We start from the raw sequence: 13547 nt of genomic DNA on the forward strand, positions 1-13547 counted from the left end.
ACATGGAGATTTTGGCCGGGCCGGTTGGCTGGGGATTTGCTCACCAGCGCGCGGCAGCGTCGTCGTCGGCATCCTTCGCCTCGACCCATTCCCCCGACGTGCCGTCGACCAGATGTTCCTTCTTCCAGAATGGGGCGCTGGTCTTGAGGAAATCCATCAGAAACGAGGCCGCCTCGAATGCCGCCTGGCGGTGGATCGAAGCGGCGACGACGAGGACGATGTCCTCTCCGGGCGTGAGCTTGCCGTGACGATGGATCACGGTCAGGCTGGTGACGGGCCAGCGTTCGGCAGCCTGCGCCGCGATGCGCCGGATCTCGCCCTCAGCCATGCCTGGATAATGTTCGAGCTCGAGTGCGGCGAGCCGCCCGCTTTCGTCCCTGCACACGCCGCTGAAAGTGACGACCGCACCGACATTTCCGCCCGCCGCCTTCGCCGCATCGATTTCGGCTGCCGTATCATAGGCGGCGGACTGAACAGCTACGCGAATGACGCATGCGTCCGTCACGTCGTCACCCGCCCGTCATCGGCGGAAAGAGCGCGATTTCGCGCGCGCCGGCAATGGGTTCGCGGTGGTCGACATGCTCCTGGTTGATCGCGACGCGAATGACTTTCGGGTTCTGCAGCGCTTCGGCATAGCCGTCCCCGCGCTCGCGCAGCCACGCGAGAAGATCGCCCGCCGTCTTCACGTCGCCGGGCAGGTCGACGTCTTCTTCGGAAATGCCGATGCGCTCGCGCACCCAGGCGAAATAGATCAGCTTCATGCTCAGTCCTCGATGACGTGCTTCAGGCCGGCGCGAAAATAATCGTAGCCGGTGTAGAGCGTCAGCATGGCCGCGATCCAGAGCAGCGCCAGCCCCATTTCGCTCGTATAGGGCAGGACCTTGTCTCCAGCGGGGCCGGCCAGAAGAAAGCCGATGGACACGAGCTGGATCGTGGTCTTCCACTTGGCGAGCTGGGTCACCGGCACCGAAACCTTGAGCGCGGCAAGATATTCGCGCAATCCCGAAACGAGGATTTCGCGGCACAGGATGATGATGGCGGCCCAAAGCGACCACTCGCCGATCGTGCCTTCGGCCGCCAGAAGCAGAAGCGCCGCTGCGACGAGCAGCTTGTCGGCGATCGGATCGAGCATTCGGCCGATATTCGAGGTCTGGTCCCAGATGCGCGCCAGATAGCCGTCGAGGAAATCGGTGAGGCTGGCGACGAAGAAGATGGTGACCGCGGTCCAGCGCCAGAAATCGGTCGCCTGTTGGCGGTCGTCCGGCACGAAGCAGAGCACGACGAGCGGAACCGCCAATATGCGCGCATAGGTCAGGATGTTTGGAATATTGAAGGCGCGATTGGACATGAAAGCCTGTCGTTTATTCTGGAGCGCCGAACCTGCACCGTCCGGGCTGGCTGCAAATTCGCGGGACGGGTGGGGCAAGTCAAGCCGATAGCACGGCCGACCGTCATCCCTTTTCGTGGAAATGGTCGTAGATCGTCTTGGCAACGGTCGCCGAGATGCCCGAGACGGACATCAAATCCTCGATCCCCGCACGGCTGACGGCCTTTGCGGTGCCGAAATGGTGCAGCAGCGCGCGCTTGCGGCCGGGGCCGATGCCTCCGATCTCGTCGAGCGGGTTGCGCACCATCTCCTTCTTGCGCCGCGCCCGGTGCGAGCCGATCGCGAAGCGGTGCGCCTCGTCGCGCAGGCGCTGGACGAAATAGAGCACCGGATCGCGCATCGGCAGCGAAAAGGGATCGCGGCCCGGAATGAAGAAACGTTCCCGCCCGGCATCCCGGTCGACGCCCTTGGCAACGCCGATCGTCGCCATCGCTTCCTGTATGCCAAGATCGACCAAAATCTTGCGCACGGCCGAAAGCTGGCCCTGTCCGCCGTCGATGAGCAGGAGATCCGGCCATGCCGGAAACTCGTCGCGGTCGTCGGGCGCGTTGCGATCGGGAATTCCGTTCTCCTTGATCAGCCGCGAGAACCGCCGCTCCATCACTTCGCGCATCATGCCGAAATCGTCGCCGGGCGTGATCTCGGTCGAGCGGATGTTGAACTTGCGGTACTGGTTCTTCACGAAGCCTTCCGGCCCGGCGACGATCATCGCACCGACGGCGTTCGTTCCCATGATGTGCGAATTGTCGAAGACTTCGATCCGCCGCGGCGTCCGATCCAGGCCGAACGCCTCGGCAAGCCCCGCAAGAAGCCGCGCCTGCGACGACGTCTCGGCCAGCCGCCGCCCGAGGCCCTGCCGGGCGTTCTGCAGCGCGTGATCCGTCAGGTCCTTCTTCTCGCCGCGCTGCGGCACCATCACCGTGATCCTGCGTCCTGCCTTGGTCGCCAGCGCCTCGGCCAGCAATTGCTGTTCCTCTACCGGCTGTGACAGGAGGATCGTGCGCGGGATCGGCTTGTCGTCGTAAAATTGCGCCAGGAACGCGCCGAGCACCTCGGGCGCCTCGATCGAGGGATCGGCCTTCGGGAAATAGGCGCGGTTGCCCCAGTTCTGGCCGGTGCGGAAGAAGAACACCTCGATGCAGTTCTGCCCGCCCTCCTGATGAATGGCGAAGACGTCGGCCTCCTCGGTCGACTGGGTGTTGATCCCCTGATGGCTCTGCACGTGGGAGAGCGCCGACAGACGGTCGCGATAGATCGCCGCCCGCTCGAAATCGAGATCCGCCGACGCCTCCTGCATCGCCTTCGAGATTTCCGCGACGATCTTCGACGACTTGCCCGACAGGAACGCCTTCGCCTCGTCGACGAGTTCGTCATAATCGGGCTTCGACACTTCGTTCGTGCAGGGGCCGGAGCAGCGCTTGATCTGGTAGAGAAGGCAAGGCCGCGTCCGGCTCTCGAAGACCGAATCCGTGCAGGTGCGCAAAAGGAACGCGCGTTGCAGCGAGTTGATGGTCCGCCCGACCGCGCCGGCCGAGGCGAACGGGCCGAAATAGTCGCCCTTCTTCGAACGCGCGCCGCGATGTTTGAAGATGCCGGGCGAGGGGTGGTCGCGGGTCAAAAGGATGTAGGGAAACGATTTGTCGTCCCGCATCAGAACGTTAAAGCGCGGCCGCAACCTTTTGATCAGATTCGCTTCCAGAAGAAGCGCCTCGATCTCCGTGCGCGTGACGACGAACTCCATATGCGCCGTCTCGCGCACCATCCGACCGATCCGGTTGGTGTGGCCTTTGCCCTGCGCATAGTTCGTAACGCGCTTCTTCAGGCTGCGCGCCTTGCCGACATAGAGCACGTCGCCGGCCGCATTCGTCATGCGATAGACGCCGGGCGAATTGGGCAGGCGTTTGACCAGCGTCTGGATGACGTCGATGCCCGTCTTGCCTTCCGCGTCGCCGCGGTCGCCATCCCACTCGATGCCGAGATCGGTGCCCGCCGGCTGCGGCTCGGCTTCGGTCTCGTTGTCGTCCTCGTCGTCGCCGTTCGGCATATAGCCCGCGACGTCACCACCGGAACGTTCGGCACGTTTCAGGGCGGAGGTGCCTTTTTCGGGTGTGGGCGGCTTCATTCCGCGACCCCGGCGACGTCCGGCGTTTCCCAGGCGAGATGCTGGCCGCCGTCGAGCGCTATCATCTGGCCGGTCACCGAACGGGCATCCCACAGCCAACGGATCGTCCGGCCGAACTCGGCCAGGTCCGGCCCGCGCTTCAACAGGAGCGCATCGACCTGGCGCTTGAAATCGCCATCGTCCTGCCGGGCATTGGCGAGCGTCGGTCCAGGCCCGATCGCGTTGACGCGGATCGCCGGCGCGAGTGCCTGCGCCAGTGTGCGCGTCGCCGTCCACAGCGCGGATTTGGAGAGGGTATAGGAGAAGAATTTCGGCGTCGGACGCCACACCCGCTGATCGATCAGATTGACGACGAGCCCGTCGGTCCTTGCCGGCAGGCGCTCGGCCATCGTGCGGGCAAGCATCGCCGGCGCTTCGAGGTGGATCGCGAAATGGCGATCCCATGCCTCCCATTCGAAATTTTCGGCCCCGTCCTCCTCGAAGAGCGAGGCATTGTTGACGAGCAGACAGATCGGCCCGAGCGCGCTCTCGGCGCGACGCACGAGCTGCGCCACGGCGGCGCGGTCGGTGAGGTCCGCATCGACGACGGCGGTCTTCGCCCCGTTGCGGGCAAGGCCGGCAGAAAGGTCTTCGGCCGCTGCGCGCGAACCGTTGCAATGGATCGCCACGGCAAAGCCATGCGCCGCGAGGTCCTCGACGATGGCCCTGCCGATGCGCTGCGCACCGCCCGTGACGAGTGCGACTTGGGGCTTTGCCTGGAGATTGGTCTGCATCATCCGTTCGTGCTGCCGGGAAGGGAACGACAGATATAGGCGGCGAACGTCCAAACCAGAAGACCGCACCGGTCTTTTCCCATGACGATCCCGCCATCTTCCCAGATCTCGGATCGTGCCGCGAACGTGACGCTCGTACGCCGCCACTAAGACGCCGATTGCCGCCCGGACATGAGACGACGGTCCTTGCGCCCGATCCGATTAGGGTATAGTAAACAGAGAGTTAACCGAGGCAGGCGTGCGTTACTGTGGCACGAATGCAACGTCACATTGCAGCCATATTGCAGCCAGGGAATGACCCATTTTCAGTTTGGGTTCAGCCGCAATTCGAAACGAAATTCGCCTCGGTCGACGCCTGGAACCATTTGCCTCCCGTAAGGGTTCAGCGTCTGTCTCGAAGTCGGGAACCGCGTAATGGTTCTCGTGGCTAAGGAGTTATAAAAATGAATAATCGTTTCTACCGCCCCGCCGCTCTCGCTCTCGGCGTTGCCGTCCTCGCTTCGGCCCCGGCCTTTGCTGCTGACGTTGTCTACCAGGAGCCGCCGGCACCGGCCGCTCCGATGGAGTTCGCTCCGGTCAACACCTGGTCCGGCCCTTACGCCGGTGTGAGCCTCGGCTACGGCTTCAACGGTGAGACCCGCAACCGCGCCACCAACGAAGAAGCCGAAACCGACGGCTGGATGGGCGGCGCGTTCGGCGGTTTCAACATGCAGAATGGCTCGTTCGTGTATGGTGCTGAAGCCGACATCAATTACAGCCGCGTCGATGGCGAAGCCACCACGTTCGACTCGCGTTCCACGGTCGACGGCTCGCTCCGTGCCCGCGCTGGTGTCACCGTCACGGAAGACATCCTGCTCTACGGTACGGCTGGTGTTGCCGCTGAGCGTCAGCGCATCACCGACGTTGCAACGGGCGACCGCGACACCAACGTCGCTCTCGGCTACACCGTCGGCGCCGGCGTCGATGCCAAGCTGACCGACCAGGTCTTCGGCCGCCTCGAGTACCGTTACACGGACTACGGCAGCAAGGACTACGCGCTTCCGGGCGTCAATGGTGCCGACTTTGACTCGAGCAACCACCGCGTGTCGGTTGGCCTCGGCGTGAAGTTCTAATTCGGTCTTCGACTGAATGCAGAAAGGCCGGCGATTTCGCCGGCCTTTTTGTTTGCGCTATTTCGGAAGCTCGGCGGCAATCTCCGGAAAACGTTCGTCGAAACGCTTGGCCCAGCGCGTCAGCTTCGGCCGCCCCCGTTCCCATTGGCCGTCGAAGCGTAGCGCCAGATAGCCGAGCGTCGCCCGCAGCGCGATATGACCGCCGGTGATCTTCTTGGTCAGCTTCGGCGGATTTTCGTTCAGTTCGTCGAGCGCCCGCGTCGCCTTCGACCATTGCCGCTCGAGCCAGGGCAGGTGGATTTTCTCCTCCGGCCGAAAGCGGCGTTCGTAAACATGCGCGAGCAGGCAGTCGCAAATGCCGTCGGCGATCGCTTCGAGCCGCTCGGCTTCGAGCCGCTTCGCCGAATTTCGCGGATAGAGCGTATTGCCGGTCTCGCGGCCGATATACTGCATGATGACCCGGCTGTCGTGAATGCCGTCGCCGTCATCGGTGACGAGACAGGGGATCTTGCCGAGCGGGTTCGCCTTCAGCAGCTTCTCGGGGTCGGCATTGGTGTCGACCGTTTCGGATTCGAGCGCATATCCGGTGTGGACGGCGGCCATCCGGACTTTGGCGCTGTAAGGTGAAGCGGGCGAATAAAGCAGTCTCGGCATCCATTTCTCTCCATGCGATCGGTTGCCGACAAGCTATGCGAGCACGGCCGGGTCGGCAATCACATCTCGTTCAGGGTGCGGGCAGGCGCAAATCCGGCTGCCGGCAGGACCGCTCGGCGACTTCCGAGCACGAGCGGAAGTCGAGCGCAGTCGTCATGCAGATGCGCACTTCGCGCAGGAGGCCGCTGCTGCAGGTGACGGCGAGCCCATCGGCGGGCAATCCGTCATTGGCCTCGAGGAAGGCATCGCGCATGTCGGCTGCAGAGACGCGGCGCTGGCTGAACTCCGGCACCGTCACCTTGTCGAACGCCGCGCGCGTCGTGTCGAAATAGCCGTCGGCCGCCAGCCCGGTACAGGTGCCGTGCTTGCGCCATTGATGGCGGATCAATCCGTCGGAGGGAATGATGTCGGAGATGGCATCGATCTCGGCGCGCGACGGATTGCGTGCATCGTCGTCGCAAAATTCCGGCCAGCCCTGATCGAATTGCGGCCAAAGCCCATGCACGACGAAGCCGAGATCGCGATCCGCATCGCATTGCTGCGGATCGGCATTGCCGCCTTCGGCCGCACAATAGCTCGGCGACCAGGAAAGCGAGAGGACGTAGAAGTCGAAGGGCGCGGCCTGCTCGCCGCCGGTCTCGTCACCGCAGCCTGCAAGAGCAAGGCAGGCCGCCAGCAAACCGATCAAACGAACAGGCAAATGATCAGCGCAGGACGCGGCAATTGCCGCCATAGACCTTCCAGCGGTCGAAGCCGAGAACGCAGAATTCGACATTGCTGCCGATCGACGCGAAGCCCATCGGATGCTCGATCAGATACCAGACGTCGCGCATATGGCCGTCGGTCAGGTGAACGTTGGCGATGCAATAGCGGCGCTCGATCGGCCAGTCGGGACGCGAGGGCAAATAGCGGTTCTCGCGGATCTGGCGGAATTCGACGATGTCGACCATCGGCAGGTTCGGCACGTTGCGCACCTGATAGGCGAACTTCTTGGTGATCGCGCCGAGCACCTTGTCGTTTCCGCAGACGCCCGGATCGGTCGCATAGACGCCCCGGACCATGTCGGCCGCCGCCGCCTGATGCGTCATGCCGCCGGCGAGGATGGAAAGTGCCGTGAAGAAAGCAGCGCCGGCCCGGCGAAGCGAAATGGCCATGGAAAGTCTCCCGAAGGCGGTCAATGAGTCGGCAATGTCTGTCACCGCCGCATTTCGGTCAAGATGCAGGCCGTTCCCCCGCGAGCCATTCCGCCCGCCATGTTGCGTCTTTGCCATCACCGAGCAGCCGCGCGAGCACGGGGAGCACGATCTTCATCTCGGCTTCGAGCGGGTAGGGCGGGTTGACGACGACGAGCCCGGTCCCGTCGAGGCGCTCCGGCACACTCGGTGCCCGGATGTCGAGCGACAGGTCGAGAATCTTGGCGATCCCAGCTTCGCGAAGCGCATCGCGGAAGGCGGCGACCGCTTTCCGGTTCTTCACCGGATACCACATCAGATAGGTCCCGCCCGGCCAGCGCTTGTACGCTTTGACCAGTCCGTCGATGAGCCGGTCGAACTCGCCCTCGCGCTCGAAGGGCGGATCGACGATGACGAGGCCGCGTTTTTCCTTCGGCGGCAGGTGCGCGCCGAGCGCCAGCCAGCCGTCGAGGGCGATCACGCGGGTCTGGAAATCGCCGGCAAAATGCGTCTTCAGCGTTTCGGCATCCGCCGGATGGAGTTCGATCGCCGTCAATCTGTCCTGATTGCGCAGGAGATGACGCGTGATCGCTGGCGATCCGGGATAGGCGGTGAGGCCGCCTTTGGGGTTCGCCGCACGGACGGCGTCGAGATAGGGCGCGATCAGCGCCGCCGCATCGCCGGGCAGATCGGCGTCGAGCAGCCGGCCGATCCCGTCCTTCCACTCGCCGGTCTTCTGCGCCTCGTCCGACGACAGGTCGTAGACCCCGATCCCGGCATGGGTGTCGATCACCCGGAACGCGCCGGGCTTGCGCTTCAGATAGTCGATCGTGCGGGCAACGACGATGTGCTTGACCACGTCGGCGAAATTCCCGGCATGGTAGATGTGGCGATAGTTCACGTTTTTGTCCGATCGATCGCGTCGAGGGGGGGCTGTTTAGTATCACCGCACGGACTGCGCCGCAGAGGAAATTTGTCGGTTCAAGGAGGGAGGAGGAAGGACATGCCGAGCATATTCGACGACGACCGACGCCGAACCGGCAGATTTCAGCGCGGCACAGCCGTGCGGTGATATTCAACAGACCCACACATGGTGGATCAATCCTTTTGTTGGGTCGACGGCCTACACGCTGCAAACGATTTCGGCTAGGTTCCACGGCATGAACCAGCACGCTCCGATCCGCATCGGCCACTCGGCCTGCCCGCATGATTGTCCGTCCACCTGCGCGCTCGACGTGGAAGTCGTCGACGGCAAGATCGGCCGCCTCCATGGCGCGAAGGAAAACAGCTACACCGCCGGCGTCATTTGCGCCAAGGTCGCCCGCTACGCCGAGCGCATCCACCACCCCGAACGCCTGTTGAAGCCGCTGGTGCGCGCCGGCGCCAAGGGCGAGGGCAAGTGGAAGGAGGCAAGCTGGGACGCCGCGCTCGACCTGATCGCGGAGAAGTTCGAGGCGGCAGAGGCGAAGCACGGCTCGGAATCCGTCTGGCCATACTACTATGCCGGCACGATGGGCCTCGTTCAGCGCGACGGCATCCACCGCCTGCGCCACGCCAAGAAATATTCCGGCTTCTTCGACACGATATGCACCAATCTCGCCTGGACCGGCTGGGTCATGGGCGCGGGCGCGCTGACCGGTGTCGACCCGCGCGAGATGGCGAAGTCGGATTGCGTCGTGATCTGGGGCACCAACGCCGTTGTCACGCAGGTCAACGTGATGACCCACGCGGTCAGGGCCCGCAAGGAACGCGGCGCGAAGATCGTCGTCATCGACGTCTACGACAATGCGACGATGAAGCAGGCCGACCTGGCGCTGATCCTCAAGCCCGGCACCGACGGCGCCCTCGCTTGCGCCGTCATGCACGTGCTCTTCCGCGACGGCTTCGCCGATCGCGCCTATCTGGAAAAGTACACCGACGATCCGAAGGGGCTCGAGGCGCACCTAGTTGCGAAGACTCCTGAATGGGCGGCATCGATCACAGGCCTCTCGATCGCCGAGATCGAAACCTTGGCACGCCTCGTCGGCGAAACGAAGCGCACCTTCTTCCGCCTCGGCTATGGCTTCACCCGCAGCCGCAACGGCGCGGCCAACATGCACGCCGCGCTCTCCATTCCCGCGGTCACCGGCGCCTGGCAATATGAAGGCGGCGGCGCCTTTCATTCCAATTCGGACATTTTCAAGCTCGACAAGACCGAGCTCGAAGGCCGCCGCTTCCTCGACCCGAAAATCCGCCATCTCGACCAGTCCCGCATCGGTCCGATCCTGACCAGCGATCCCTCGGCGCTGAATGGCGGCCCGCCGGTCACCGCGATGCTGATCCAGAACACCAACCCGGCCAACGTCGCGCCCGAGCAAAGGCTTGTGAAGCAAGGCTTCCTGCGCGACGACCTCTTCACCGCGGTGCACGAACATTTCATGACCGACACGGCCATGCTCGCCGACGTCGTCATCCCCGCGACCATGTTCCTCGAACATGACGACATCTATCGCGGCGGCGGGCAAAGCCACATCGTGCTCGGGCCAAAGGTCGTCGATGCGCCGGAAGGACCGAAGACCAACCATTTCGTCATCGAGGAACTGGCGAAACGCCTCGGTGTCGCCGGCCTCCCCGGCTTCGGCCTGACCGAGCGCCAGCACATCGACAAGATGCTCGAAAAGCGCGGCCTCGGCACCTTCGAAACCTTTTCCGAAGAACGCTGGTCGGACATGCAGCTGGACTTCGAAAAGGCGCATTTTTTGAGCGGATTCGGCCATTCTGGCGGAAAGTTTCGCTTCAAACCGGACTGGATCGCGACGGTTTCGCCGAATAAACCGCCGAAATCGATCGGTTTGCAGGGAAACTGGGCCGGTTTGCCGGCATTTCCGGACCATGTCGAGCTGATCGAGAGCGCCGATCCGGCTCATCCGTTCCGCATGGCGACCTCGCCGGCGCGGTCGTTCCTGAACTCGTCCTTCACCGAAATGCCGACCTCGCGCAAGAAGGAAGGCCGGCCCGAACTGATGCTCCACCCCGATGACGCAGGCGCCCTCGGAATCACTGACGGCGACCGCATCGAGATCGGCAATGAACGCGGCGAAGTCGTTCTGAACGCAAAGCTTTTCGATGGCGTGAAGCGCGGCGTGGTAATCGCCGAAGGCATCTGGCCGAACGGCTCGCACGAGCGCGGCGAAGGCATCAACGTCCTCACCGGCTCCGACGCCGCCGCCCCCTACGGCGGCGCAGCCTTCCACGACACCAAGGTCTGGTTGCGGCCGGCACCACCTGCTGGACCACCTGCGACATCCTTGGGTTGAATTGACGTCCTCCATATGCGGTAATGAAAGCTCGGTCAGGAGGTGACCGTGTTTTGCCAGCGACTGATTGATCGCCGGGACATCTGGGAGGATGACATGCAACGACGATCGTTTTTGGGCGGTTTGGCGACTGGCAGCGTGGCTGCGAGCGCGACCGCCTTGGCAACGCCCGCCATCGCACAAAACACTCAGACATGGCGGATGGTCACGGCCTGGCCCAAGAATTTTCCCGGCCAGGGTGTAGGCGCGCAACGCCTGGCTGACCGCATCACGCAGGCATCGGGCGGACGGCTGACGATTCAGGTCTTTTCCGCAGGGGAACTCGTTCCGCCGCTCCAGTCCCTCGACGCCGTCATCGACGGTAATGCCGAAATGAGCCACGGCGCTTCGTATTACTGGCAGAACAAGAGCGCCGGGTTGTCACTCTTTTCCGGCGTCCCTTATGGCATGACCTCAAGGGAGTTATCGGCTTGGATACGCCATATGGGCGGCCAGCAGCTTTGGGACGACATCTACGATCAATTCGGCGTCCAGGGCTTCCTTGCCGGCGATACGGGCACTCAAGCCGGCGGCTGGTTTCGCAACGAGTTGACGAGCGTCGCGGACATTCAGGGCTTGCGCTTTCGAACCCCCGGCCTTGGCGGAACTGTCTGGCAGCAGCTTGGCGCTTCAGTGACGAACATGGCTGCAGGTGAGATTTTTCAGGCTCTTCAATCGGGTACGCTGGATGCGGCCGAATTTGTCGGACCTTACAACGACCTTGCGCTCGGTTTCCACCAGATCGCCAAGAACTACTATTTTCCCAGCTTCATCGAGCCCGCGCTGACTGCCGAATTGGCAATCGACAAGTCCAAATATCTGGCGCTTCCCGAAGACTTGCAGGCGATCATCAGACTGGCGGCCCAAGCCGAGCATGACGAGATTGCGTCGGATTTTGCGGCAAATGATCCGCGGGCGCTGGAGACGCTTATCGATGACCATGGCGTTCAGGTCCGCCAGTTTCCGGAAGACATCCTCGAGGCGGGAGCCAAGGCGGCTGCGGAGGCGATCAACTCGCTGCGCGACGGCGACGAATTGACGGCGCGTGCCGTGGAAGGCTTCATCGCGGCTCTAGCGATCGTGCGGCGCAAGACGGAACTGGCCGAAACGCCCTTCGTCCGGGCGCGGGAGCAATACTTCAAGCTCTGAGGCTTGGAAGGGCAACGCCCGACAAACGCGATCTCAGGGCGTAAACCGTGCCAGCGATTCGAGGTCGGCTTCGCTGTCGTGGCCGGTGGAGGGCGAGAGGATGCGTTCGCGGCCGCTCGATGCGCCGAGATGATCGAAGGCGACACGGTTGCCGACGAGTTGAGCGCGGCCGGCGGCGACGAGGTCGAGGGCCATCGGGTAGAGCTGGTGCTCGGCGGCGAGCACGCGGCGCGTCAGGCTGTCCTCGTTGTCGTCAGGCGAGACGGGTACGGCCGCCTGCGCGATGATCGGCCCGCCATCCATTTCGGCGGTGACGAAGTGGACGGTGCAGCCATGGATGCGAAGCCCGCCATCGAGCGCACGCTTGTGCGTATCGAGCCCCTTGAAGAGCGGCAGGAGGGAAGGGTGGATGTTGATCATCCGGCCCTTCCAACTCTCGACGAAATCCGCCGACAGAAGCCGCATGTAGCCTGCTAGCGCGACGATTTCGACATTCCAGCGCTTGAGTTGCGCGTCGATGGCGGCTTCGTGCGCCGCCTTGTCGGCAAACTCCTTGCGCGGGATCGCGCGCGCCTCGATGTCGAGGGCGGCGGCGTGGTTGAGGCCGGTCGCCTCCGGCTTGTCGGAGATGACGCCGACGATTTCGTAGGTCGCGCGCGGGCCGGCTGCGGCTTCCGCCAGTGTCTTCATGTTCGAGCCGCGGCCGGAGATCAGGACGGCGACGCGCTTCTTCGTGATGCTCATAGGTCGAGATGTCCGCGATAGACGACGCCGGTCTCGCGACGGGGCACGATGCGTCCGATGGTCATGACGTGTTCGCCTTCCTTCTGGAGAACGGCGGCGACTTGCGCCGCCTGTCCGGACGCGACGACGAGGATCATGCCGACGCCGCAATTGAAGGTGCGCTTCATTTCGACGGGCGCGACTCCGCCAGTCTTGGCGAGCCAGGAAAAGACGGGTGGAACGTCGATCGCGTCGAGGTCGAGTTCGGCGGCGAAATCCTTCGGCAGGACACGCGGGATGTTTTCGGGAAAGCCGCCGCCGGTGATGTGGGCGAGCGCCTTGATGCCGTGCGTGGAGCGGATCGCGGCGAGGATCGGCTTGACGTAGATGCGGGTCGGCTCGAGCAGCGCTTCGCCGAGCGTGCGGCTTTTGTCGAACGGCGCCTTCGCATCCCAATCGAGACCTGAAAGCTCGACGATCTTGCGGACGAGCGAATAGCCGTTGGAATGGACGCCGGAGGAGGCGAGGCCGAGAATGACGTCGCCTTCGACGATGTCGTCGGTCGGCAGCAATTGGCCGCGTTCGACTGCGCCGACGGCGAAGCCCGCAAGATCGTAGTCGCCATCGCGATACATTCCCGGCATCTCTGCCGTCTCTCCACCGATCAGCGCGCAGCCTGCCTGTCGGCAGCCCTCGGCGATACCGGACACGATGGCCGCGCCCTGGTCGGGATCGAGCTTGCCGGTCGCGAAATAGTCGAGAAAGAAGAGCGGCTCGGCCCCCTGCACGACGAGGTCGTTGACGCACATGGCGACGAGGTCGATGCCGACCGTGTCGTGGATGCCGGCGTCGATGGCGACCTTCAGCTTGGTGCCGACGCCGTCATTGGCGGCGACGAGGACGGGATCGGAAAAGCCCGCGGCCTTCAGGTCGAACAGGCCGCCGAAGCCGCCGATCTCGCCATCGGCGCCCGGTCGCCGCGTCGAGCGCACCATCGGCTTGATCTTCTCCACCAGCGCATTGCCCGCATCGATGTCGACGCCGGCCTGCGCATAGGTGAGCCCGTTCTTCTGGTCGCTCATCTGAGAAACTCCGCTCCGGACCGGCCTTACGAGCCACG

General features: G+C 63.7%; 14 protein-coding genes. 3 read left to right on the plus strand and 11 right to left on the minus strand.

Going from position 1 to position 13547, the window contains the following annotated elements; translation table 11 throughout:
• Positions 1-40: 40 nt before the first annotated feature.
• The 5 genes from ACT6QU_RS01425 to ACT6QU_RS01445 form a co-directional block, all read right to left on the minus strand.
• Complete coding sequence (locus ACT6QU_RS01425) at positions 41-505, minus strand: molybdenum cofactor biosynthesis protein MoaE (protein WP_444563075.1); 465 nt, start codon at positions 503-505, stop codon at positions 41-43.
• Between the two features lie 4 nt (positions 506-509).
• Positions 510-767, minus strand: coding sequence for a molybdopterin converting factor subunit 1 (gene moaD, locus ACT6QU_RS01430; RefSeq protein WP_444563257.1), 258 nt, complete (start codon positions 765-767; stop codon positions 510-512).
• Positions 764-1348: a CDP-diacylglycerol--glycerol-3-phosphate 3-phosphatidyltransferase gene (pgsA, locus tag ACT6QU_RS01435; RefSeq protein ID WP_024586181.1), complete on the minus strand. Its 585-nt coding sequence runs from the start codon at positions 1346-1348 to the stop codon at positions 764-766. The genes moaD and pgsA overlap by 4 nt, the downstream gene beginning before the upstream one ends.
• A gap of 103 nt (positions 1349-1451) precedes the next feature.
• A complete protein-coding gene (gene uvrC / locus ACT6QU_RS01440) occupies positions 1452-3509 on the minus strand; it encodes an excinuclease ABC subunit UvrC (RefSeq protein ID WP_444563076.1) in 2058 nt (685 codons plus the stop codon).
• Positions 3506-4282, minus strand: a complete 777-nt coding sequence (locus ACT6QU_RS01445) for an SDR family oxidoreductase (protein ID WP_444563077.1) — start codon at positions 4280-4282, stop codon at positions 3506-3508. Before ACT6QU_RS01445 ends, uvrC begins: the two co-directional genes overlap by 4 nt.
• Positions 4283-4725: 443 nt before the next feature.
• Here ACT6QU_RS01445 and ACT6QU_RS01450 point away from each other — a divergent pair, with 443 nt between their 5' ends.
• Positions 4726-5394, plus strand: coding sequence for an outer membrane protein (locus ACT6QU_RS01450; protein WP_444563078.1), 669 nt, complete (start codon positions 4726-4728; stop codon positions 5392-5394).
• 57 nt (positions 5395-5451) lie between these two features.
• On the opposite strand, the gene ACT6QU_RS01455 is transcribed toward ACT6QU_RS01450, so the two are convergent.
• The 4 genes from ACT6QU_RS01455 to ACT6QU_RS01470 all read right to left on the minus strand — a co-directional run bounded on the left by ACT6QU_RS01455 (position 5452) and on the right by ACT6QU_RS01470 (position 8121).
• Complete coding sequence (locus ACT6QU_RS01455) at positions 5452-6048, minus strand: glutathione S-transferase (RefSeq protein ID WP_444563079.1); 597 nt, start codon at positions 6046-6048, stop codon at positions 5452-5454.
• Positions 6049-6118: 70 nt separating this feature from the next.
• The gene (locus ACT6QU_RS01460; protein ID WP_444836587.1) at positions 6119-6736 is read right to left on the minus strand and encodes a ribonuclease T2 family protein; all 618 of its coding nucleotides are present in this window, start codon (positions 6734-6736) and stop codon (positions 6119-6121) included.
• Between the two features lie 16 nt (positions 6737-6752).
• Positions 6753-7202 (minus strand): hypothetical protein, encoded by a 450-nt coding sequence (locus tag ACT6QU_RS01465; protein ID WP_024586175.1) that lies wholly within the window; start codon positions 7200-7202, stop codon positions 6753-6755.
• A 58-nt stretch (positions 7203-7260) separates the two neighbouring features.
• Positions 7261-8121: a 23S rRNA (adenine(2030)-N(6))-methyltransferase RlmJ gene (locus tag ACT6QU_RS01470; protein WP_444563081.1), complete on the minus strand. Its 861-nt coding sequence runs from the start codon at positions 8119-8121 to the stop codon at positions 7261-7263.
• Positions 8122-8380: 259 nt separating this feature from the next.
• Between ACT6QU_RS01470 and ACT6QU_RS01475 the strand changes: the two genes are divergently transcribed.
• Complete coding sequence (locus tag ACT6QU_RS01475) at positions 8381-10516, plus strand: molybdopterin-containing oxidoreductase family protein (RefSeq protein WP_444563082.1); 2136 nt, start codon at positions 8381-8383, stop codon at positions 10514-10516.
• A gap of 42 nt (positions 10517-10558) precedes the next feature.
• Positions 10559-11704 carry a TRAP transporter substrate-binding protein gene (locus ACT6QU_RS01480; RefSeq protein ID WP_444836586.1) on the plus strand — a complete coding sequence of 382 codons (1146 nt, stop codon included), beginning with the start codon at positions 10559-10561 and terminating at the stop codon, positions 11702-11704.
• Positions 11705-11737: 33 nt separating this feature from the next.
• Here ACT6QU_RS01480 and purN read toward each other — a convergent pair whose 3' ends face one another.
• Positions 11738-12448, minus strand: a complete 711-nt coding sequence (purN, locus tag ACT6QU_RS01485; protein ID WP_444563084.1) for a phosphoribosylglycinamide formyltransferase — start codon at positions 12446-12448, stop codon at positions 11738-11740.
• Positions 12445-13509 carry a phosphoribosylformylglycinamidine cyclo-ligase gene (gene purM, locus ACT6QU_RS01490; RefSeq protein ID WP_444563085.1) on the minus strand — a complete coding sequence of 355 codons (1065 nt, stop codon included), beginning with the start codon at positions 13507-13509 and terminating at the stop codon, positions 12445-12447. Before purM ends, purN begins: the two co-directional genes overlap by 4 nt.
• Positions 13510-13547 lie beyond the last annotated feature (38 nt).

This window comes from Aliihoeflea sp., assembly GCF_052435475.1.
GTDB lineage: Bacteria > Pseudomonadota > Alphaproteobacteria > Rhizobiales > Rhizobiaceae > Aliihoeflea.